Annotated in this window: 18 protein-coding genes; 6 read left to right on the top strand and 12 right to left on the bottom strand. The window is 69.7% G+C overall.

The features are described from left to right. Positions 1–46: 46 nt before the first annotated feature. From KRR26_RS30690 to KRR26_RS30670, 5 genes are all read left to right on the top strand, one after another. Positions 47–268 (top strand): hypothetical protein, encoded by a 222-nt coding sequence (locus tag KRR26_RS30690; protein ID WP_217081546.1) that lies wholly within the window; start codon positions 47–49, stop codon positions 266–268. After that, on the top strand, positions 265–732 hold the full coding sequence (locus KRR26_RS30685) for a MogA/MoaB family molybdenum cofactor biosynthesis protein (protein WP_217081545.1): 468 nt from the start codon (positions 265–267) through the stop codon (positions 730–732). The genes KRR26_RS30690 and KRR26_RS30685 overlap by 4 nt, the downstream gene beginning before the upstream one ends. A gap of 110 nt (positions 733–842) precedes the next feature. Continuing rightward, positions 843–1,685 (top strand): TIGR02757 family protein, encoded by an 843-nt coding sequence (locus KRR26_RS30680; protein WP_199723627.1) that lies wholly within the window; start codon positions 843–845, stop codon positions 1,683–1,685. A gap of 130 nt (positions 1,686–1,815) precedes the next feature. Further along, the gene (locus KRR26_RS30675) at positions 1,816–3,696 is read left to right on the top strand and encodes an ATP-binding protein (RefSeq protein WP_233576436.1); all 1,881 of its coding nucleotides are present in this window, start codon (positions 1,816–1,818) and stop codon (positions 3,694–3,696) included. A gap of 29 nt (positions 3,697–3,725) precedes the next feature. Beyond that, on the top strand, positions 3,726–4,850 hold the full coding sequence (locus KRR26_RS30670; protein ID WP_328707239.1) for a dienelactone hydrolase family protein: 1,125 nt from the start codon (positions 3,726–3,728) through the stop codon (positions 4,848–4,850). 73 nt (positions 4,851–4,923) lie between these two features. On the opposite strand, the gene KRR26_RS30665 is transcribed toward KRR26_RS30670, so the two are convergent. The 9 genes from KRR26_RS30665 to KRR26_RS30625 form a co-directional block, all read right to left on the bottom strand. Further along, complete coding sequence (locus KRR26_RS30665; RefSeq protein ID WP_120200850.1) at positions 4,924–6,270, bottom strand: RagB/SusD family nutrient uptake outer membrane protein; 1,347 nt, start codon at positions 6,268–6,270, stop codon at positions 4,924–4,926. Positions 6,271–6,275: 5 nt separating this feature from the next. Continuing rightward, the gene (locus tag KRR26_RS30660) at positions 6,276–9,296 is read right to left on the bottom strand and encodes a SusC/RagA family TonB-linked outer membrane protein (RefSeq protein WP_233576425.1); all 3,021 of its coding nucleotides are present in this window, start codon (positions 9,294–9,296) and stop codon (positions 6,276–6,278) included. Positions 9,297–9,477: 181 nt separating this feature from the next. After that, positions 9,478–10,695 carry a Kelch repeat-containing protein gene (locus KRR26_RS30655; RefSeq protein ID WP_217081544.1) on the bottom strand — a complete coding sequence of 406 codons (1,218 nt, stop codon included), beginning with the start codon at positions 10,693–10,695 and terminating at the stop codon, positions 9,478–9,480. Between the two features lie 13 nt (positions 10,696–10,708). After that, entirely contained in the window at positions 10,709–11,572 is an 864-nt protein-coding gene (locus tag KRR26_RS30650) for a hypothetical protein (protein ID WP_120200844.1), read from the bottom strand. A gap of 28 nt (positions 11,573–11,600) precedes the next feature. After that, positions 11,601–12,467: a hypothetical protein gene (locus KRR26_RS30645; protein WP_217081543.1), complete on the bottom strand. Its 867-nt coding sequence runs from the start codon at positions 12,465–12,467 to the stop codon at positions 11,601–11,603. 127 nt (positions 12,468–12,594) lie between these two features. After that, the gene (locus KRR26_RS30640; RefSeq protein ID WP_120200840.1) at positions 12,595–13,494 is read right to left on the bottom strand and encodes an SAM-dependent methyltransferase; all 900 of its coding nucleotides are present in this window, start codon (positions 13,492–13,494) and stop codon (positions 12,595–12,597) included. A gap of 112 nt (positions 13,495–13,606) precedes the next feature. Continuing rightward, a complete protein-coding gene (locus KRR26_RS30635) occupies positions 13,607–14,368 on the bottom strand; it encodes an energy transducer TonB (protein ID WP_217081542.1) in 762 nt (253 codons plus the stop codon). A gap of 119 nt (positions 14,369–14,487) precedes the next feature. Beyond that, on the bottom strand, positions 14,488–15,213 hold the full coding sequence (locus KRR26_RS30630; RefSeq protein WP_217081541.1) for a response regulator transcription factor: 726 nt from the start codon (positions 15,211–15,213) through the stop codon (positions 14,488–14,490). After that, complete coding sequence (locus tag KRR26_RS30625) at positions 15,210–17,048, bottom strand: sensor histidine kinase (RefSeq protein WP_120200834.1); 1,839 nt, start codon at positions 17,046–17,048, stop codon at positions 15,210–15,212. The genes KRR26_RS30630 and KRR26_RS30625 overlap by 4 nt, the downstream gene beginning before the upstream one ends. A gap of 247 nt (positions 17,049–17,295) precedes the next feature. Between KRR26_RS30625 and KRR26_RS30620 the strand changes: the two genes are divergently transcribed. Beyond that, positions 17,296–18,030 carry a pyridoxal-phosphate dependent enzyme gene (locus KRR26_RS30620; RefSeq protein WP_120200832.1) on the top strand — a complete coding sequence of 245 codons (735 nt, stop codon included), beginning with the start codon at positions 17,296–17,298 and terminating at the stop codon, positions 18,028–18,030. Positions 18,031–18,042: 12 nt separating this feature from the next. Here KRR26_RS30620 and KRR26_RS30615 read toward each other — a convergent pair whose 3' ends face one another. The 3 genes from KRR26_RS30615 to KRR26_RS30605 all read right to left on the bottom strand — a co-directional run bounded on the left by KRR26_RS30615 (position 18,043) and on the right by KRR26_RS30605 (position 21,285). Next, complete coding sequence (locus KRR26_RS30615) at positions 18,043–19,101, bottom strand: M35 family metallo-endopeptidase (RefSeq protein WP_233576420.1); 1,059 nt, start codon at positions 19,099–19,101, stop codon at positions 18,043–18,045. A 180-nt stretch (positions 19,102–19,281) separates the two neighbouring features. Further along, positions 19,282–19,965 carry a hypothetical protein gene (locus KRR26_RS30610; RefSeq protein ID WP_120200882.1) on the bottom strand — a complete coding sequence of 228 codons (684 nt, stop codon included), beginning with the start codon at positions 19,963–19,965 and terminating at the stop codon, positions 19,282–19,284. A 114-nt stretch (positions 19,966–20,079) separates the two neighbouring features. Continuing rightward, positions 20,080–21,285, bottom strand: coding sequence for a hypothetical protein (locus KRR26_RS30605; RefSeq protein ID WP_217081540.1), 1,206 nt, complete (start codon positions 21,283–21,285; stop codon positions 20,080–20,082). Positions 21,286–21,341 lie beyond the last annotated feature (56 nt).

Raw genomic sequence — 21,341 nt, 5'->3', positions numbered from 1 at the left:
CAGAAGGAGCCGTACCCCATGGCACACGAAGGACACGATCACGACCATGACTCCGGGCACGCGCACGCCCACGGTCATCCTCACCCGCATGGCCACGACCACGGGCATGAGCATCCGCATGAGCACGGGCATGAGCATCCGCATGAGCACGGCCATGAGCACTCGCACGCTCATTCGCACGGCCACGGCCATGAGCACACCCATGCGCATGACCACGCGCACGAGCACGCCCCGGTCGCCTCGGAGCATCGCGCGCAGGCTCCGGTGAGCGTCAGCGCGTTCGTCGTCACGTGCTCGGACAGCCGCGACGCGGCGCGCGATGAGAGCGGACGCGTGCTGCGTGACGGGCTGGAGGCTGCTGGGCACGGCATCGCGGGCACCGTGGTGGTGAAGGATGAGCCCGAGGCCATCCGTCAGGCGCTGACCCAGGCGCGCGAGGCGGGCGCTCGGGCGGTGCTCTTCACCGGAGGCACGGGCGTGGCCCGGCGCGACACCACCGTGGAGACCCTGCGCGCGCTGTTCGAGAAGGAGCTGCCGGGCTTCGGTGAGCTGTTCCGCATGCTGTCCTACCGACAGGTGGGCAGCGCCGCGTGGCTGTCTCGCGCGACGGCGGGGACGCACCAGGGGATGATTGTCTTCGCGCTGCCGGGCTCGCCCCAGGCCGTGCGGCTGGCCCTGGAGTCGCTCATCCTCCCGGAGCTGGGCCACGTCGTCCGCGAGCTGATCCGCTGACCGTGCCTGGCGCGCGCCGCACCCCGAGGGTTCGCCGGTCCACGTCCGCGGCACTGTCGCCGCGGGCCGTGGACCTCCTGCGTCCCCGCCTGGAAGCGCTGGTGGCCGCGATGGATGAGCGCGCGCGCATCGGCTTCGATCCGGTGGAGTTTCCCCACCGCTACGCGGATCCGCGCGACATCGAGGTGAGCGCGCTGCTCGCGGCGGCGCTCGCGTATGGGCGCGCGGACCTGTTCCGTCCCAAGGTGGACTCCCTGCTCCAGCGCATGGGGCCGTCACCGGCCGCGTTCGTGCGCACGCTCAAGGTGGAGGGCGCCCGCGCGTTGCTGGAGGGCTTCGTCTACCGCTTCAACGTGGGCACCGATGTGGCGGTGCTGCTGCTGGGCATGGGGCGCGCGCTGCGCGAGCACGGCAGTCTGGAAGCGGTGTTCGCGCGAGGGCTGGAGGCGCGCGGGACGCTGCACGGCGCGCTGGATGTCTTCACCACCACCTTGCGGCAGGTGCCCCTGGAGCCGCTGCGCGCGAAGCTCGGGCCCGAGCGGGGGCTGCACCACCTGCTGCCTTCGCCCCTGGGCGCGGGAGCAGCCAAGCGCCTCAACCTCTATCTGCGCTGGATGGTGCGAGGCCCCGACGCGGTCGATTTCGGGATTTGGAAGCGGGTACCTCCTGCCTCGCTCGTCATCCCATTGGACACTCACATCGGGCGCATGGCCCAACACCTGGGCCTCACCGCGCGCACGGACCTGACGTGGCGCACGGCCGAAGAAGTCACCGCGGCCCTGCGACAGATTGATCCGGTGGATCCGGTCCGATTCGACTTCGCCCTGTGCCACTTCGGGATGAGTGGCGCCTGCCCGGCGCAGCTGGAGGCGTCACGCTGTGCACGGTGTTCGCTGCTCTCCGTGTGTCAGGTGGGGCCGAAGCTGGCTGCTCGCCCTGGCCGTCGCGCCTGAGTCTCACGCGACCCGACGGCGCGAGCCCGTGGTCAGCGCCGCCCCGCGTTGACTCACGGGGAGCGCCCGTCCGTAATCCGAGCCGGGCCGTTCATGTGTCCGGCGTGGGCGGCACCGAGGAGCGAGAGGCGTGCACGCATTGCTGGTGGCGATGCCGGCGTCTGAGGTCGCGACGCTGGAGCGGGGGTTGCGCGAAACCGAGACCGGTCGTGGGTGTCGCGTCCTCTGTGTGGATGCCCCGCCCGACTCCGTTCCCGACGGGCTCGTGGTGTTGTGGGACGCGGGAGGTCCGCTGGAGGCCCTCGTGGCCCGCTGTCGCCACCTGCACGCGTGCCGCGCTCCCCTCCGCACGCATCTGGTCGTGCTCACGTCGCGCGGCGATGCCGACGCGGAGGCGCTCGCCCTGGCCGGCGCGGACGAGTGTGCCCGGCCCCCTGGAGCCGCCTGGGGGGCTCGGTTGGTGGCGCTGCGCCGCCGGCTGGACGCGGAGGGTGGCGAGGACCTCCACACGCTGCGCCGCAAGGTGGCGTTCCTGCGCAACGCGCTCGATGCCGTGCCGGATCCGCTCTTCGTGAAGGACCGCGCGCATCGCTGGGTCGCGATGAACAGCGCGTTCTGCCGCTTCATGGGGCACGAGGCGTCCGCGCTGCTGGGGCACTCGGACTACGAGTTCGTCCCCGCCCATGAGGCGGAGGTCTTCTGGCGTCAGGACGAACGCGTCTTCCGCACCCGCCAGGGGGACGAGAACGAGGAGCTGCTCACCGACAGCGCGGGGCACTCGCGCTGCCTCGTCACGAAGAAGGCCTCGTTCATGAGCGAGGAGGGCGAGCCCTTCCTCGTCGCGGTGATCCGCGACGTCACCGACCGCAAGCGCCTGGAGCATCAGCTCCGCCTGGCCGAGCGCATGGCGTCCGTGGGCACGCTCGCGGCGGGCGTGGCGCATGAGATCAACAACCCGCTCGCTTACGTCACGTCCAATCTGTCCTACCTCTGGGAGCGGCTGGCTCAGCCGGCGCTTCCCGCGGAGCACCTGGGCGAGCTGCGCCAGGTGGTGGCCGAGGCGCTCGAGGGGGCCGGCCGAGTGCGCACCATCGTGCGGGACCTGCGGACGTTCTCGCGCACCGACGAGGAGCACCACGGGCCGGTGAACGTGCACAGCGCCGTGGAAGGGGCGCTGCGGCTGGTGCGCAATGAGATGCAGCACCGCGCGCGGCTCGTGTGCTCGCTGGAGCCGGTGCAGGCGGTGCACGGCAACGAGGGCCGGCTCGTGCAGGTGTTGGTCAACCTGCTGGTGAACGCGCTCCAGGCCTTTCCCGAGCGTTCCGCCGAGGAGAACCGGATCCGCGTCTCGGTGCGGCCGGGCCGCAGCGGGTACGTGATGCTGGAGGTGGAGGACAACGGGCGAGGCATGACGCCCGAGGTGAAGGACCGCATCTTCGATCCGTTCTTCACCACCAAGCCCACGGGCGTGGGGACCGGCCTCGGGTTGTCCATCTGTCTCACCATCGTGCAGGCCATGGCGGGCCGCATCGATGTCCTGAGCACGCCGGGGCGAGGCAGCGCGTTTCGGGTGGAGCTGCCCGCGCTCTCCGCGCATGTCTCGGCGCCGGTGGGCCCTCGGCTGTCGGGGATGTCGCTGCCAGGGGATCGCCGTCGCCTGTTGCTCATCGACGACGAGCCCTCCGTGGGCAGCTCGGTGAGCCGGCTCCTGAGGGATTTGTATGACGTGCACGTGTTCCAGGACGCGCGAGAGGCGCTGCAACGCCTGTCGCACGGGGAACGCTTCGATGCCATTCTCTGCGACCTGATGATGCCGGGAATGAGCGGGATGGACTTCCTCGTGGAGTTGGAGCGGCTGGCTCCCGAGTTGGCGCCTCATACGGGATTGATGACCGGAGGGGCGTTCACTGCTCAGGCTCGCGAGTTCGTGGGACACCGGGCCCGCGAACTGCTGGAGAAGCCATTCGAGCGGGAGCGGTTGTGCACGTTCGTCGAGCACCTGATGCAGTAGGGACGCGGGCGCCCAGGTGGCGCCCCTGGGTGGGGTTGGCGGTTGTTCTTCTCGCGGTGGGGCTCGTGGCTCCGCCCTGGGTTCGTGGGCTGTCCTTCGTCGTGCGCGCGGCCGGCCTCCAAGGCTCCGTGGCGGGCTTCGTCGCAGGGTGGGGAAGCGTTCCGGTTCAAACCTCCGAGCTGCGGATCCCCACCCGCCACGGCGACGTGCGCGCGCGCCTGTATCTGCCCGAGCGGCGGAGCGGGCGGCTCGTGGTGCTCACGTCCGGAGTGCACTCGGACGGCATCGACGAGCCGCGCTTGCGCAAGCTCGCGCAAGACCTCGCGGCGGGCGGGCATCCGGTGCTGACTCCGGAGCCTCCTGACCTGCTCCACTACGAAATCTCCCCCCGCATCCCGGATGTCATCACGGACGTGACGCTGTGGGTGGTCGAGCGCGCGGACCTGGTCCCCGACGGGCGGGTGAACCTGTTCGGCATCAGCTTCTCGGGGGGGATGTCTGTGATTGCCGCCGGGAGGCCCGAGCTGTACCCCCACGTGGCCGCGGTGCTGTCCTTCGGCGGGCATGGCGACTTGAGCCGCGTGCTGAACTTCTTGTGCACGGGCGTGCAGTCGGACGGGGTGCGGCGCGCGCCCCATGACTATGGCGTGGCGGTGTTGCTCTTGAACGTGGTGGAGCGGCTCGTTCCGACCGAGCAACTGGAGCCGTTGCGGGTCGGCATCCTGACCTTCCTGCGCGCCTCGAACCTGACGCTGTCGGACGGCAAGCAGGCGGAGGCGACCTTCACTCGCGCCCGCGAACTCCAGACGGAGATGCGCGAGCCCGCCGCGTCGCTCATGGGCTTCGTCAATCAGCGGAACGTCGCGTCGCTGGGCACGTCGCTGTTGCCCTTCTCGCGAGACCTGGGGGAGACCTTGGGCATGTCACCCGAGCGGGCACCGCATCCCATCGCGCCGGTGTACCTGGTGCACGGCTCGGAGGACTCGGTCATCCCGGCCATCGAGGCCTCATCGCTGGCGCGCTCGCTGGCGCCCGGCGCCGACGTGCACCTGTTGATCACCCCGCTCGTGACGCACGCGGAGTTGGACCGGGCGGGGGGACTCAAGGAAGCGTGGCGGCTCGTGGGCTTCTGGTCGGACCTGCTCTCCGAGTAGCGCGCTTCGAGCCTTCGGGAGGGGCCCCGGCGTCGCCGAAGGTGGCGTGCGCCGGGGCCTTGTGCCTCAACGACTACTTGCGGCCATCCATCTCAGGCTTGGGGATGGGGAACTGCTTGTGCACAGGCGCGTCGCTGTACTCCCTGGGCAGCGTGTCCAGCTTGTCGTAGCGGCGCAGGTCGATCCACCGGTGGCCGCCCTCGAAGAGGAGCGAGTAGCGCTTCTGCTTGAGCAGCTCGTCCAGCGCGGTGGCCTCGGTGATGTCGAAGCGGGGCGGGAGCCCACCGGACGTGGTGCGGATGAAGTTGAGGTCATCCGCCGCGGCCGGGTAGTTCTTCAGTCCGATGTTGGCCTCCGCGCGCAGGAGGATGAGCTCCTCGTTGCGGATGATGGTCACGGGCGCGTTGCTGTCCGGGTAGATCGTGAACGCCATGTCGGAGGACACCTTGCCGTCTGGGTCGCTGCCAGCCGCGCCCTTCTTCGTCTTGCGCGTCACGCGGTCGTCCAGGTCCCCATTCGCCTTCTTGTCCGCGTCCGCGATGAGGGACGGGTGGACGAACATAGTCGGGCCGTTGAGGCTGTTGCCGAGCTCGCCGGAGCCGGAGCCGAAGGTGTCGTAGGCGCCCAGCGCCAGGTCCGCGCGCACGTCCAGGAAGGAGCCGCTGAGGTCCTCCAACGCCTGGACGAAGTCGCCCCGGTACACGTCCACGCGCGCCCTCACCGCGCGGTTGAACTTGATGAACGTGGCCGGGGTGTTGAAGCCCTTGAACCCCGTGCTGAGGGCGAACGGGAAGGCGGTACCTCCATGGAGCAGGTGGTCACGCCCTTCGTCGAGGAGGCTGATGATGAAGGGATACGTGACGTTCTTCAGGTCCGTGACAATGGGCGCCAGGGGGTCGCCCAGCGGCCGGTTCACCTCGAGCACCGCTCCGTTGTCGTAGTGCGTGTTGACGACGAGGAGGAAGTCCAGCGCCTGGATCGTCTTGGCGAAGCCGCGGATGGACTCCTTCTCCGCGTCGGTCATGCCCGCCACGTGGTCGAGCGCGTCCATCACCGTGTTGGCGTTGCGGATGTTGGCGTAGGGGCTGAGCCAGAAGTTGCCACCGAACACCGGGCCACCCGGGTCGAGGGCCGGGCCCAACAACTCCGTGACGAAGCGGGGATCCGAGGCATCGAAGATGAATGCCTCGCGGCCCAGCACGCCCAGCTCCGCGACGTAGCCGTTCTGCGCGGCGATGCCCGTGCGCCGTCCGAGCAAGAGGCCCGTGGCGCCGGAGAGGACCGCCTGACGCGTGGGCTTCTGCACGAAGTCATCGCGGCTGGGGTTGTTGAGGTCGGGGACATCCAGGCTGCCACAGGCGCCCAGGGCCATCACGGCGCAGAGCGCCGCCAACAGGTTCTTCATCGGTCGGATGGTCATGGTGGTTAGAACCCCACGTCGAGAGACGTCCAGAAGCTGCGGCTGGGCGGATAGGGGGCCACGTCGATGTTGCGCGCGATGGCCTGGTTGCCGAAGTTGCTCACCTCCGGATCGAGGCCCGAGTAGCCCGTGAAGGTCAGCAGGTTGCGGCCGCTGAAGCTCAAGCGAGCGCTCTTCACCTTGGGCAGCTTCGCCACGAAGCTGGGCGGGAGCTGATAGGTGAGGGTGACCTCGCGCAGCTTCAGGAACGAGGCGTCCTCGATGTAGACGCCCGCGTTGGTGGCCTGCTCCTGCAGGCGCTCGCGGCCATGCGCCACGTAGTCCGCGGACGCGCCCGCGGAGTCGTAGATGAGCCGGGTCAGGTTGATGATGTCGCTGCCCTGCTGCCAGTCGAACAGGAACGACAGGGTGAAGGCGTCGTACTTGAGCGAGTTGGTGAAGGACATGCGGAAGGTGGGCTCGGTGTCGCCCAGCTTCTTCACCACGCAGCACTCGCCGTTCTCATCCAGGCCCGCGTTGCCGACGATCTGCGTGGCGGACGCGCCCTTTTCGATGCGGAACGAGCCCAGGCTCGTGCCGAAGCCGCCCGTCTGGAACGCGGGCACCGGCAGGTCCGTCACCAGGCTGCGGTTGAGGGCGAAGGTGGCCGCGGACGTCCACTCCAGCGCGCCGCGCACCGGCGTCACCTGGAGCATCGCCTCCACGCCGCGGTTTCGCAGCGAGCCGCCGTTGAAGAACTGCGTGGCGAAGCCGGTGGACGGAGACAGCGTACGCTGCAGCAAGAGGTCGCTGATGTTGCGCTGATAGAGCGTCAGCTCGGCCACCAGGTTGCCGCCGAACATGAGCGCGTCCACGCCCGCCTCGACCTCACGCTGGCGCTCGGGCTTGATGTTCGGGTCCCCCGCGATGCCCGTGCCGACGAGGCCGGGGTTGCCGCCGATGTTGCCCGTCGCCGCCAGACCGCTGAACTTCTGGCCATACAGCGGCTGGTTGCCCGTCTCACCGTAGGCGACGCGCACCTTCAGCTCGTTGAAGGCCGGTGACGTGGTGGGGATGCGGTAGGCGGACGCCAGCTTCGGATAGAAGAAGAGCGCGTCCGGGTTGCCGTTGGCGCTGCTCTGCTCGGCGCGCAGCGCGCCCACCAGGGTCAGGCGTTGATCGAACAGCAGCGCCTCCTCCTGGATGTAGTAGCCGCGGTCGCGCACGAGGGTGCGGTTCTGCCGCACGCTCACGTCCGTGCCCGAGTCCACGTTCTGCTGGCCGCCGTTGAGGTTGCGGCTGACGATGTAGACCGAGTCGAGGCTGCGCTCCTCCAGCTGGATACCGCCGGAGGTGGTGGCCACGATGCTCTTGGACGTGGGCGAGTAGGTGTGAACCAGGTTGAGGCCGCCGTTGAGGTTGCGCACCTGACTGGTGCCGAACAGCGAGCTGCCCGGCTTGCCGTCATCCACCGGCTCGAAGTTGAGCGCGGGCGGGAAGAACAGCGTGTTCTCTTGCTGGAAGCGGTCCACGCCGAAGTTGGCCAGCACGCGCAGGTGGTTCTCGTCCGTCTGCCAGGCGTGCCACGTGGCGTCCGCGCTCCCCACCAGGCGCCAGACGTCCTCGTCGTTGCGCATGAGCGCGATGGTCTGCAGCGGGTTGGCGGTGCTGCCGAGGAATGGGTTGGACGGATAGAGGCCGTCCGAGCCCGCCTGCGCGTCGAAGAACGACGGCGTGAAGGGCAGCACCATGTAGTTGGAGATGCCGCGGTTGTCGTTGTTGGTGAGGCCGCGCTGTCCCAGCGTGTGCAGCAGGTTGCTGGTGACGCTGAGGTCCACCGACTCGCCGAGCTTCTGCCCCAGGTTGAGGCGGAACGACTGCTTCTCATACCCGGTGTTGGCGACGATGCCCTCGTCGTTCTTCACGAGCGCCGAGGCGAAGTACTTCGTGTTGCCCGAGGCGCCGCTCACGCTGGCCAGCGTCTCGCTGGACACGTCGCGGCGGCCCGCCAGCTCCGCCTCGTGATCGAAGGCGCGGCCTTGGACGTAGTACTGCGAGACGTCCACCTTCTTGTACGCCGCCTGCGCCTCCTCGAGGCTGCTGAACTGCCGCGAGCCCAGCTTGTTGGCGAGCGTGTACATGCCCACCCGCTGCGTGACGTTCACCTCGGGCTCGGCGGAGCGGCCGTGCTTGGTGGTGATGATGATGACGCCGTTGGCCGCCTTGGAGCCGTAGATGGCGGCGGCGGACGCGCCCTTGAGGACCTCGATGCTCTCGATGTCGTTGGGGTTGATGTCCGCGATGCGGTTGACCTGGTTGTCCTGCGTGGGTGACGGGTTGGAGCCGCCCACGGACGCCGTCACCGCGAACACGCCGGAGGCCACCGCCACGTCGCTGACGAGCACGCCGTCGATGACGTACAGCGGCGCCGTCGAGCCGTTGATGGTGGACACGCCGCGCATGCGGACCTGAAGACCTCCGCCCGGCGCGCCCGAGTTGCTCTGGATGTTGGCGCCGGCGATCTTCCCCTGGATGGCCTGGTCCACCGTCTGCGTGGGCGTGCGGGTGATCTCCTCGGCGTTCACGGACGCCACCGCGTTGGCCACGTTCTTGCGGGCCAGCTCACTGGCGCGGCCCACCACGACCATCTCCTCGGAGAAGCTGCCCTCCATGACGACGCGCACGTCGCCCTGGCTGGCGCCCACGGAGATTTCACGCTCCTTGTAGTCCTGGCTGGAGAACAGCAGCGTCACCGGTCCGCGCGGCGCGCCTGGCAGCGTGAAGCTGCCGTCCATCTCCGTCTCGGTGCCCTTCGTCGAGCCCTTGATGATGACGCGCACCAACGGAAGCCCGTCGCTCGTCAGCTTGTCGAAGACCTTGCCCCGGATGGTGCGCCCCTCGACGGGCGCGCTCGCGGGCGGCGTACTCGGCGCGGAGGCTGGCGCCGGTGCGGTCGCCGCGGGCGGATTCGCCGCAGGCGGGGTCGACGGCGAGGCGCCCGACGTGGGCTCCTGCGCCAGGGTTTGCAACGAGAAGAGTGCGATCACGCACCCCGGAATCACTGCTCCACTCCGCGCCATTCGAACCTCGCTTCGCTCTGGCCGGCCCCCCCCATCAGGATGCCGTGGGTCGGAATCGTCACCGGCTGAACGACGCGAAGTCAAAAGGTTAAGCTGGTTTCACAATGAATTCCTGTGGAGCTAAATAATCGTTGAAATCCAATTCGCGTCACGGCGCGAGCAGGGCGCCATCGTTGAGCGTCACCTCGCTGCCCCCGTTGGCCACGCCGCCCCAGACGAGCATGCGCTGCCCCGTCCACGCGGCGGAGTGTGAGGCGCGAGCGGGTGGCGCACCGCGTCGGGCCAGCGGACGCCACGAGTCCGTGACGGGTGTGTAGGCGGCGCCGTCCTGGCACGCCCCCGCGCTGCCATCGACGCACCGCAGCGCGGCGCCCCCCCACACGAGCATCTCCTGGCCTGTCCACACCGCGGTGTGGCCCGTGCGCGCGGAGGGCGCGTTGGCCGTGCTCAGGGGCTTCCAGGTGTCGTGGGCGGGGTCGTAGCGGGCGCCGTCGGCGCAGCGCTCGGGGTTTCCGGTCGCGTCGCGGGTGCAGCCCAGGCCGCCCCAGATGAGCAACTCGGTGCCGGTCCACACGGAGGTGTGCGCCCACCGCGCGCGCGGCGCGCCCGTGCGGCTGAGCGCGCGCCATGCATTCGTTGTGGGTGACCACGCGGCGCCGTCGTCGAGCGCGATGTCCTGGGTCGCATCGCCGCTGCCACCCCAGACGAGCAGCTCCGCGCCCGTCCACACCACGGTGTGGTAGCGGCGGGGGGACGGCGCGCCCAGGGAGGGCAGGGCCACCCAGGTGTCGCGCCGTGGCTCATAGCGCGCGCCGTCGCCGAGCACGCGCCGGCCCGTGGGCTCCTCGCCGCCCCAGATGAGCATCTCGGTGCCGGTCCACGCTGCGCCCTGCCAGCCGCGCGCGGAGGGCGCGCCCAGGGTGGCCAGCGGCGTCCAGGTGTCGCTGTGGGCGTCATAGGCCGCGCCATCACCACACGCGGCGGTGCCCTTCGTGCCGCAGCCCAGCCCGCCCCAGATGAGCAGGTGGGTGCCGGTCCAGACCGCGGTGTGCAGGTAGCGGGCGGACGGGGCGCGCGCCTCGGTCATCTGCGCCCAGGTGTTGGTCTCGGGATCGAGCCGGGCGCCCGTGCCGCACGCCCCCTGCACGGTGCAGCCGCCCAGCCCGCCCCAGACAAACACCTCGCTTCCTCCCGACACGGCGGTGTCATGCAGGCCCGCGCTGGGGGCATCCGCGGTGGAGACAGACATCCACTGGCCGGTGCCCTCCGGCGCGGAGGGCTGTGATGAACAGCAGGCCAACACGGTGGCGAGCAGCAACGGCAGGCGCACCTGACGCGGTGTGTGGACTGGCTCCAGGTGCGCCATGCTCAACCTCCGATTACCAGGGACGCGGGCTGCCGCAGGAGTAGCCCGGTCCGTTGATGAAGCGTGTCACGGCGCGCGTGTTGGCATCCGAGGCGGCCGTCTGCCTCACCGAGGCGGGAACCCAGCTCTTGGGTTGATCCGCGACGTCACAGAGATATTCCACCTGCACCTGATTGGGGGAGTGGAAACGGCTGGCGGTGCCATTGTTCTCCCACATCGCGCCATAGGCATACGCGCCAATGCCGTGGAAGTAGAAGTAGTCACAGCCATTGATGGTGCAGGCGCCCGTCGGCCCGGCGCGGTGGCCTCCCTGGTCACCATTGTTGATGCCATACTTGTCGTAGTTGGCGTGCCAGCCCTCGTGCATGAAGTCACCGCCGCGCGAGCCAGGGTTGGCATTGGCGGAGGTCCGGTTGTAGAGCGGGCACGCGGTCTCCACGCGGTCCGTGTCCCACGGCCAGAAGCGCGGGGTGAAGCGGCCAAAGATGCCCGCGTCGTCGGTGACCGCGTGGTAGAGGCTGTCGTGGTAGTTGCTGCCCGCCGCCTCGGCCGTGGCGCGGTAGTCCACCGTACCGTGGAAGGACTGCGAGACATTGTCCGCCAGTCCGTAGCTCACCAGGTAGGCCGCGCTCCAGTGCTTGGGGAACTCGAGCGCCACGTTGCAGGCGTCATTCCATCCCCGCCCGCTCCAGTCGCCGGAGCGCAGGTCGTACGCCTTGGCCTGCCAGACATAGAAGTCCGACCAGCAGCCGTGGATGTTCCAGAGGTCGATGTCCGCCTGGCTCGCGCCGGACTGATCACACGTGGCGAGCGCTTCAGAGGCCCCGCCGAGCGCGCACAGCGCGGACGCGAGGGCAATGCCTTGCTTGAAGTTCATGTTGGATTCCTCGGAAGTGGGGGAGGGCTCAGCGCGCGACCGGGGGCGGCTCGGAGAACCGGTTCGGGTTCTGCTCCGGGGCGACGACGGGGCCGGACTTGCGGTACTCGGGCGGCGGCGGCGCCAGCTCCGGATGCGCGCGGGTGAACGCCTCCAGCTTGCGATTGAACTGCTCGGCGCTCTCGCCGCCCACGTGGCGCACGCGCTCCAGGAGGATCTGCTCGTTCTTGCGCACCGAGGGACGCAGCGCCTCGCGGGCCGCCTCCGTGTCGCCGTGATTCCACAGGTAGGCGCTGATGGCCTCCGCGCGCACGATGATGGAGGGATGCTCGCCGGCCAGGCGCAGCACCTCCGCGTCCGCCTCGCGCGTGCCGCGGAAGGCCAGCCCGTCCACGGCCTTGGCCTGGAGGGACGCCATGGCGGTGGCCTCGATGAGGTCCCCCTCCACGACGGTTCCCTTCGTGGGCAGGGGCTGGTTGATGAAGTCTCTCAGATAGCGCTCGCCCTCCTCGGTGCGCATCTCCCCCAGGATGGCCAGCGACACGAGCGCGCGGCTGTGGTCCGTCTCATTGGCCTCGCGCGCCTCGGCGATGACGCCGCGGACGATGTCCGGGTTGGCCGCGCCCGCGAGGATCTCCCGCCGCGCGTCCTCGCGCTCATCCGCCGTGGACAGGCTGGCCCAGGAGACGAACGAGCGCGCTGCCTGCCTCGCGAGGTCGCCGCTGCCCACGAGGGCAGGAGGCCGGTGCAGCTCGGGCTGGACGAGGCCGGTGGTGATGCCGCGGGTGGGGCTCGTCGGAGCCGTGGTCGGCTCGGCCGCGCCCGCCGTGCCCACGAGTCCCAGGAGTGCCGCGAGCGCGCCGATGCGTGGCGCGCGCCAGGTGCTTCCCTGCATGGTGTTCCCCCTTTGATGTGGTTCCGCCGAGGCCGCGCGGGGGCGCGACATCGGATGTTCACAGAACGCGGGGAACGCGATTTCTTCGACAGCCCAGTTCGATTTCGTCGGGCGTTCGTTGGCCGGGTTACACGGCCTCGAGGACCATCCGATAGTGGTCGAAGAGGTGACGCTCGAAGCACACCGAGTTGGCGCTGATGCCCGAGGCGAAGGCGTTGCGGAACTGCCGGCTGAGGAGGTAGCGCGGCAGCAGGGTCAGCTTGACGGCGAACTTGGGCAGGCTGAATTCGGAGAAGCGCTGGCGCCACTGTCGGATGGTCTCGATGTAGTCCAGCCGACCGCTGGTCGCCGACACCAGCCGGAAGAAGGGGGCGAAGGTGCGCTCCAACTGCTCACGGCCGTAGGGCAACCACGAGCCAGGGAACTGCGCGGTCATCAACCCCAGCACATGGGCATCCGAGCCGCGCGGTGCGTGCAGGTCGATGGCTTCGTAAGGAAGCATCTTGGGCCCGAACACCATCGTCTGGAGATAGAAGCGCCCGCCTGTGGGAAGCAGCTCGCGCACCGAGGCGAAGAGTTGCGAGTAGATGGCCTCTTGTCTTCCCTGGCGGTACTCGTCGATGGAGCAGAAGTGCTCGAAGGCGCCCAGGCTGACCACCGCGTCGAAGCCACCGAACGAGTCTCGCGTAATCGTGCGGCAGTCGCGCAGGTGCACGTCCAGGCCGTGGCGCTGGCAGGACTCGGCCTGTCCTCGGGAGAGCGTGACGCCGGTGGCGTGGGCGCCGCGTGACTCCGCGAAGCGCAGGAAAGGGCCCCAGCCGCAGCCCAGGTCCAGCACGCGGGAGCCAGAGGTGATGCCCAGGTTCTCCGCGATGAACTCGTGCTTGCGGTGCTGGGCCTCTTCGAGGCTGAGGGAGAAGTCGCCGTCGTAGCGGGCGCCGCTGAAGTCGGCCATCTCGCCAATGGACAGACGGAAGATGCGGTCAATCTGGCTGTACGTGAAGTCGAGATCCGTCGCCGTGGCCACGTCCCCTCCCGTCGCCGGGTTCGGCTCGAAAGTGGGGGCGGGGTTTCGCGCCCGTCAAGGGTCCCTGGAGACGGTGTGTTGTCGTCCAGGGAACCCGGCGGGAGCGCTCACTTCAGCGCGGGAGCTTCAGCTTGAGGTTGAAGACATACGAGACGCTGACGGGGCGGCCCTGGAACAACACCGGTGAGTAGTGCCAGGACTCGAGTGCCTCCACGACGGCCTCATTCATGAATGGCAATCCCTTGATGATGCGGCACTTGTGCACGGAGCCCGTGTCGGTGATGACGCACTTGACGACCAGACTGCCCTCCACGCGCGCCGCCAGGGCCTCATGGGTGTAGGCGAGCGGCTCGCCCCCCTGTCTCACCGGCGGCGTCATCGCCGCGCCGAACGGGAGGATGTCCGTGCCCGTGGACTCCAGGGCCGTTTCGAGGCCGGGGATGGGCAGATGGCCAATGGGACTGGTGCTGTTCGGATCGCCGTTGGGGTCGCCCTCCTGCTCACCACCGCCCGTCGACGCCGCGGTCGTGTCGTCGGAGGTGGACGAGGAGGTCGCCGGCGGGTCGACGTCCGGGGGCGGCTGATCCACCGGCAGCGGCTTCACCGCCGAGGGCATGTGCGGGCGCTTGGGACGCGGCGGCGGGGTGTTGGCCTGGGCCGGCTTGACGGGAGCGGGCGTGCCCTTCGCGATGGTGGGCCCACGGGGGTAGGTCTTGAGCACCACGGGGGCCGGGATGTCCGGCGCTGCGGGGGCCTGGCCGGTCATCAGCACCACCGCCGCCAACAGCCCCACGTGCACTCCGAAGGAAACCCATGCACCACTGCCCAGGCGCCCCGCGCGCAATCCCTGTCGCTCCAACACGGACTGGAACATCCGACTGGCCTCCTCACCGGAAGGCCGGCGCTTCAGGCGCCGCGCCTTCACGAGAGTCAACCTACGGAGTCCGCCCCCCGCCTTGGCCGGCGGGGTGCAATCTCTTCGTCATGGTTGTGTCATGACGTGAGAGGACCGGACAGCTCCAGGCGATAGCCCACGCCGCGGATGGTGTGGATGGTGAATCCCGAGGTGCTCGTCCACCCGAGCTTCTTCTTCAGGTTGGAGACGAAGTTGTCCACCGTGCGCGGGTCCACCACGACGTCGCGCCCCCAGACCGCGTCCAGAATCTCTCCGCGGGGCAGCGCGCGGTCTCGGTGTCGCAGCAGGAAGGCGAGCAGATCGAACTCGGTGCGGGTCAGCTCGACCAGGGCTCCATCGGGCTGGGTGAGCGTGCGGCGGCCCAGGTCCAGACTGAAGCCCGCGAACCCCATCACCTGGGCGGGCGTGACGCCGGCGCGGCGCACCAGGGCCTGCACCCGCGCGAGCAGCTCCCTCAGCCGGTAGGGTTTGGTGAGGTAGTCCTGCGCGCCCGCGTCGAAGCCACGGATGAGGTCATCCTCCAGGGAGCGCGCGGTGAGCATCATCACCATGCTCTTGACGCCCAGGGCGCGCAGGCGGCGGCAGAACGCGTAGCCGTCCTCGCCCGGCAACATGACGTCGAGGATGAGCAGGTCGAACTCGCGCTCGCGCAGGTGGGGCTCGGCGTCGCGCGCGGACGAGGCCTCCGTGACGTCGTAGCCCTCGTCGCGCAGGTTGTCGCGCAGGCCCAGGCGCAGGTTGGCGTCGTCCTCGACGATGAGGATGGTGGGGCGGGTGGACGGCGTTGGACTGGAGAGCGTCATGGGTGGAGGCGCGACTCGGGAAAGGTCAGCGCGAAGGTCGTGCCTTCGGGGCCGGAGGCGACGATGTGGAGCGTGCCCCGATGCAAGGCCATGATTCTGCGGCACAGGGCCAGTCCCAGGCCACTCCCCTGCGTCTCCTGCCCGGGCGGGGACAGTCGGTAGAAGTCCTGGAACACGCGCTCCCACTCGGACTCGGGGATGCCCACGCCGTTGTCGGAGACGAGCACCGTGCAGCCCTGGCCGGGCACGCGCGTGGCGCGCACGGACAACGCCACCGGACTGCGGCGGTTGTAGGCGCACGCATTGCGGCCCAGGTTCGCGAAGAGCATGCGCAGCAGGGACGCGTCCGCTTCCAGCTCCAACTCGTCCACATCCGAGCTCAGTGACACCGGCACCGGGACGACGTCCGTCAGGTCGTCGCGCAAGAGGCCCACGAGTTCCTCCAGCCGCACGCGCGAGACCTGGAGCTTCCAGCGTCCCTTGTCGATGCGGTTGAAGGACAGGATGTTCTCCACGAGGAAGTGCAGTCCATCCGCGGCGCGGACGATGCGCGTGGGGTAGTCGCCCGCCGCCTCGGTGTGGCCGAGCCGCCGCTCCAAGGTCTCGCCGAGCAGGCGGATGGAGGCCAGGGGCGTGCGCAGCTCGTGCGACACGGTGGCGATGAAGTCGTTCTTGAGCTCCAGGAAGCGGTGCTTGCGCTGCTGCGCCACCACCGACACCGCGACGATGGCCACCGCCAGCGCGCCGCACGCGGCCCCGAGCAGCGTCTTCAAGCCATAGCGCGCGTCGATGTCCGCCTCCGCCGCGGCCCACTCGGGCATGGCCACCACCAGCCCCACGTCCGACAGCGGTCGCACCGCGCCCGTGGGACTCAGCAGCACCTGTCCGCTGGGGCCGAAGAGTCCGCGCCGGCGTAGGTCTCGGGTGATGTCGCCGAGCATCGCGTCCACGTCCACCGTCAGGCCGCGGACGACCTCGTCCTTGCCCGGCTCCACGTACCAACGCTCGCCCAACAGGATGGGGCCGACGAGGCCCGCGGGCATCACCAGCGCGCCGGCGCCTTCCTCGCGAGCACGGGCCTGGAAGTCGTCGCTGCGCTCTCCCATCGCGGTGCTCACCTGGACGATTCGCTCGTGCAGGAAGTCGAAGTCCGCCTGGGTGAGGCGGTCTCGCTCGCGCAGGAGGTCTCGTTGCAGGCCCGCCCCGCGCGCCACGCCGCCGTAGTCCTCCGGCAGTCCCTCGCGCAGCAGCGAGCGCACCAGGGGCGGCGTGGCCGAGGCCCGGCGCAGCCGCTCCACCACGAGCAACGTGAAGGGCAGCTCCTGCGTGGACGGCAGCGGGTGCGCGGCGTGGTAGCGCAGCAGCTCCTCCACGCTCGCGGAGGTCCTCGCGCGGTCTCCCGCGTTCAACTCCAGCTCCACTTGCCGCAAGCGGGCGAGTCGCTCGTGCCACGGCCCGCTCGCCGTCCCCTCCGCGAGCTGGCGCGCCATCGCCTCATAGGCCGCCCGCGCGGGGGCCTGGTTGCCCATGCTCGGACGCGCGAGGCGCGGCAGGTATTGATGGCCGCGGAACGACAGGTAGAAGCCCTCGGCGGGCGCGAGCGCGTCGCCCATGGCCGCGTGCATCGCGGGGACGTTCTCCTCCAGCTTGCGCGCGAGGGCTCGCCGCAGCGCCTCCGTGGCGAGCTGCTCCAACGCCTCGCGGCGCGAGCGCACCTGGGCGCGGGCATCGTCTCGCTCCTGGGCGAAGATGCGCTGGAGGCTCACCAGCCCCCAACCCAGGGCCAGCAGGCCGCAGCCGAGCGCCAGGAGTGTGGGGAGGAGCCGACGATGCATGCGCGTCCAAGGTCCACTATCTCACGCTCGCATGAGCGCGCTACCGCCGCAGTGAGCCTCCGGGCGTCCTGGGCCAAGGCGGGTGCCCGACGGAGTCGGGCCCGGGCCCGCCTTCCTGCTCGCCGTGAATCGTCCTCCGGTACACGAAGTCTCGGCGGGGCCCCCCTGACTCAGTGGAGCGCCCCCGGGTGTCACGCGAACGTGCAAGGAGCGCGAGCCCCTGGCGGGCTCGCGCGGAGGACGGGCCATGCGGATGTCGCTTCCCTTGTCACGCCCGGAGGCGGGCGGACCGGTGGTGCTCTGGGGAGGAGCGCTGCCCTCGGGCAGCCTCAAGTACCTGACCTTCTCGCGCTTCCTGGCGGACATGCCGGGTGATGCGCGAGGGCTGGTGGAGATGTCGGGCGCCTCCACGGCGTTGGCCCTGGATGCGTTGGGCCGCGAGCGCGGCCTGCCCACCGTGGCGCTGACCGACGCCTCGGGAGAGACCTACCTGCGCGCCCGCGGCTTCCGTGGCGAGGTGCGCACCGGGGGCGGGCTGGCGGAGCAGTGGGAGCGCTGTCTGGCATTGGAGCGCGAGGGTTGGCTCTGGCCTCGGCAGCTCGCCAATGGCGCGCTCATCGGCTGTGTCGAGGACTGGGCCAAAGGCTTGCTCGCCCGCGTGCGCGATGGTTTCCCCGCCGTGCGGACGCTCGTGTGTGGCTTTGGCACGGGCGCCACGGCCGTGGGCCTCCACCGCGTGTTCGCCCCAGCGGGCTTCTCGGTGGTGGCGCTACAGCCCTCTCCCGGCGAGTCCCTGCCGGGGTGGCGCACCTGGGCCACGCAGAACCTGGGGGCTCGGGATTTGTTTCATCCCCACCGGGACGAGGTGCCGCTGGACACGGCGCGCCCGGCTCCAGATGGCTTCGGGGCCCTCCAGAACTGGGCGCGCGCGCATCCCCAGCCCGACACCGTGCTCGTCATCGCGCACGGCGCGAGGCCATGAAGGACGTCCACGTCAGGGAATGGGCGGCGTGTTCTCCGCGAAGTACTCGTGGTTGTCCGCGTTGTCCAAGGCCTGTGAGGGTTTGGTCAACGCGAGCGTCGTCGCGCCCGTGTGCCCATAGGCAAAGTCATCCGTGTCCGCCACCACCGTGAAGTGGCTGAGTTCGTGGATGAGCGTGCCCGCCTTCGAGTCCGAGCCCCGCGTGGGCGCGTTCCAGAAGGCGCCGCACGTGTAGATGTTGTAGGGCTGGTTCTTGTAGACATAGGCATACACGCCGCTGTCCGCGCAGCTGCAATCCACCACCAGCGACGCCGTGGCGAGCGTGGTCTGGATGCGCGCGAAGTGATTCTTCGCCAGGCTCCAGCCGTTGGGGCGGTACAGTCCAAACCACGTCGTGTAGCGCAGCGCGGGGATGGTGGGGCCCGCGGACAAATAGCTGGCGGCGACGCTCGCGTAGTTCATCGCGGTGCTGAGCGCCGCGCCAATGGTGGATTGCTGCGCGGGCGTGCAGCCCCCGGAGAACGCCAGGCTGGCGCTGGAGACCTGGGGCGAGGGCTGTGAGGCGCGCCGCTCGGGTCGGCCCTCGATGAACAGGCTCACCTCGGGCGCGTCCATCGCGGCCACCGTCTCGTCGGCGCGCGGGGGCAGCTCGAACCGGATGCGGTACGTGCCCGAGCGCGACAAGTCATACACCCCGGACACGGCGACCGGCCCGGTGAGACTCTCCCCGGGCTCCAACGTCACGTAGTCCTGGGGCCGCGGCGCCACGCGCTTGTAGTGCGCGCCCGTGTACGCCACGGGCTCGCCATCCCGGGTGATGTCGAGCCGGCCGTCCATCAACCCCGCCCCCGGCGCTCGCCACTTGAGCAGCTTGACGGGGTGTGACGAGTCATTGGTGAGGGTGACGCGGACCGTGACTTCCTCGCCGGCCGCGAGCGCGGCCTTGGGGACAGACACGGTCGCGCTGAGCTTCCCCTCCGGGGCGGTGTCCTCGGCCCGGGCGGGAGACTCGTCCTCCGGATGACTGCCACACGCGCTCAGCAGGAGCGCGCTCAGGACCGACCCAAACATCCACCTGCCACCACGAAGGCTCTGGCTCAATGTCGACTTCCTTTCGGGGAAAGGCACCGCGCCGGAAAATCATTCCGGTCTCTCGCAACGCCTTTATCCCTAGCGGAAAGTCTTCATGGACTGGCCTGCCCGACGGGCGGACGCGCCCGTCGGGGGATCATCACCTGACGCGCGCGTGGCTCAGTGCACATCCCAACGCGCGGCAATCTCCTCACACGCGAGCCGCACGTCGCTCAGGCGACGCTGACGCGCCCTGGGGGCCACGAACACCCGGCCGGCGAACACATCGAACACGCGCACCAGACGGTGATCCACCACGCCCTGCTGCTCCAGCCGCTGCTCGGCGTACTCCTGGAGCACGGTGGTGATGTATTGCCCGGCGCGCTCGTCCAGGGGGCGGTGCATGGAGAAGTAGAGCTTGATCAGGCCCGAGCGCATCTCCCCGTTGCGGTCCATGGAGCGCAGCAGCATCTCCGGCCGGACGTTGATGGAGACGCCAGCGACTTCCAACGGCGGCGCGGACGCGTCCGCGGGGCTCGGCACGGCGTGGCTGTGGGCCAGCTCGTCCGCGGCGACCCGGAAGCGCTCGATGGCATCGGCATTGAAAGCGAGCCGGTGCGCATCCTCGGGGTTCTGCGCGGCGGCCTCGACCAGGCACCGCTGGTGATGGCGAAGGACCGCGTCGCTGCGGCCGTGGCACAGGTACTCGGTGATGGCCCGAGTGGCCTCCGGGTAGAACAGGTACTGCGGCTCCGGCGGGTGCTTCTGCATGAAGATGATGCGCTTGCGCAACGCCGGCGTGCCGGTGAGGAACTGGCCCAGCTTGTTGACCGAGACACGCGGCGACTCACGGGTTTCAACCATCATGTGCAGCCCTCCCAGGTTTCGTCTGCGATTCAGGAAGAATACTGGAGGGGTCTGACATGTCCGGGGCCACCACCGGCCCGGGCGCAGGGGCCCGGACCGGTGGGGTGTCACTCAGTTTCCGTCGGGGTAGCAGAACCCGTAGGAGCGGTCGTAGCCGCTGTTGGCCAGCGGGTAGCCGATGTAGCCCAGCTCCTCACCGGCGCCGCAGGCCGAGCGGGCGCGCGCCGCGCGGAAGCAGGTGCCGTGGCCGTCGCCGTCCAGGTCCACGCAGACGCCGCGGGCGCCCTCGGCGCCGCAGTACTCGGCCCAGCTCTTGGTGCAGGTCTGGCCGATGAGCGCGGGGTCGAAGTCGAAGCCCTGGGACTCCATCACCGACTGCTGCATGCACAGGCCGTAGACGCCGCACACCGTGCCCGTGGGGCAGCCGGGGTTGGCCGCCAGGAAGTCACAGGTGGCCAGGCACTGGCGGTCCGCGGTGTACGTGTCCGAGCAGGCGTAGCCGGTCGCGCAGTCCGTGGTGGCCAGCTCGTGCGAGGAGGCGGCCGGGGTGAGGGTGCACGCGGCGCCCTGCGTCTTGGTGCCCAGCGACTTCTCCAGCGTGCCGTCGTTGCCGGCCGCGTCCGTGGCGGCGCACGTCAGGCCCGGCATGTTCGAGGTGAGCGCGCCCTGGCGCGGATCACACCCGCCATTGCGCACGGTGTTCCACGTCGCGAAGCGAATCCACAGACACTGGCCGCCGGGCACCGGCGCGCTGCCCGTGTAGGGCGCGTAGAACGGCGCCGCGTCCTCCGACTGGCGCAGCGTCACGTTCGCGAGCGCGCCCACCGTCTGGTCCGGCGACACCTTGAGCGCCAGCAGCATGGAGCCGGACTCGGCGACGAACAGCGTCTGGTCCGCCGTCCCGACGTCCTTGTAGCCGTAGACGCACTGCTCGCACGTGAAGAGGTTCGTGCCGCCCGTGGACAAGTCATACAGGCCCGGCATCGTGTTCACGTCCAGCCGGATGCGCGCCAGGTCGTCCGCCGTCCCGGCGAAGTTGGCGAAGTTGCCCCGGTACGTCGGCTGCGCCGAGTACTGCGTCGGCGTCAGGTCCACGCCCGTGTGCAGCGCGCCCAGGGTGACCTCGGTACATCCCGCGGGCGCCTGGAGCTGCGAGGCCTTCTGCTGGATGTCTTGCACGGACTGCTCCGCGGCGGGGTGCTCGGGCTGGGGCGCCGGCGCGGCGGGCTCCTGGCCACAGCCGACCGCCACCGACAGCAGGGCCCAGGCCCAACGCGACGGACGCAGGAGTCCCTGCGCGATGCTTCGAGATGCCATGGTGATTTCTCCAGTCCTTGGGAAACGGTTCACAGATGAAAAGACGCAATCAAAGA

Origin of the sequence: Citreicoccus inhibens (assembly GCF_019039035.1) — a bacterium.
Classification (GTDB): Bacteria; Myxococcota; Myxococcia; order Myxococcales; family Myxococcaceae; genus Citreicoccus; species Citreicoccus inhibens.
This window is presented reverse-complemented; position numbering and strand designations above follow the sequence as displayed.

Excerpts from the sequence above, each read along its gene's own strand:
- KRR26_RS30680 (WP_199723627.1), top strand. The coding sequence starts at position 843 with ATGGATGAGCGCGCGCGCATCGGCTTCGATCCGGTGGAGTTTCCCCAC.
- KRR26_RS30615 (WP_233576420.1), bottom strand. The coding sequence starts at position 19,101 with ATGTTTGGGTCGGTCCTGAGCGCGCTCCTGCTGAGCGCGTGTGGCAGT.
- KRR26_RS30690 (WP_217081546.1), top strand. The coding sequence starts at position 47 with ATGACTCCGGGCACGCGCACGCCCACGGTCATCCTCACCCGCATGGCC.
- KRR26_RS30625 (WP_120200834.1), bottom strand. The coding sequence starts at position 17,048 with ATGCATCGTCGGCTCCTCCCCACACTCCTGGCGCTCGGCTGCGGCCTG.
- KRR26_RS30635 (WP_217081542.1), bottom strand. The coding sequence starts at position 14,368 with ATGTTCCAGTCCGTGTTGGAGCGACAGGGATTGCGCGCGGGGCGCCTG.
- KRR26_RS30655 (WP_217081544.1), bottom strand. The coding sequence starts at position 10,695 with ATGGCGCACCTGGAGCCAGTCCACACACCGCGTCAGGTGCGCCTGCCG.
- KRR26_RS30645 (WP_217081543.1), bottom strand. The coding sequence starts at position 12,467 with ATGCAGGGAAGCACCTGGCGCGCGCCACGCATCGGCGCGCTCGCGGCA.
- KRR26_RS30650 (WP_120200844.1), bottom strand. The coding sequence starts at position 11,572 with ATGAACTTCAAGCAAGGCATTGCCCTCGCGTCCGCGCTGTGCGCGCTC.
- KRR26_RS30605 (WP_217081540.1), bottom strand. The coding sequence starts at position 21,285 with ATGGCATCTCGAAGCATCGCGCAGGGACTCCTGCGTCCGTCGCGTTGG.
- KRR26_RS30610 (WP_120200882.1), bottom strand. The coding sequence starts at position 19,965 with ATGGTTGAAACCCGTGAGTCGCCGCGTGTCTCGGTCAACAAGCTGGGC.
- KRR26_RS30620 (WP_120200832.1), top strand. The coding sequence starts at position 17,296 with ATGCGGATGTCGCTTCCCTTGTCACGCCCGGAGGCGGGCGGACCGGTG.
- KRR26_RS30665 (WP_120200850.1), bottom strand. The coding sequence starts at position 6,270 with ATGACCATCCGACCGATGAAGAACCTGTTGGCGGCGCTCTGCGCCGTG.
- KRR26_RS30630 (WP_217081541.1), bottom strand. The coding sequence starts at position 15,213 with ATGACGCTCTCCAGTCCAACGCCGTCCACCCGCCCCACCATCCTCATC.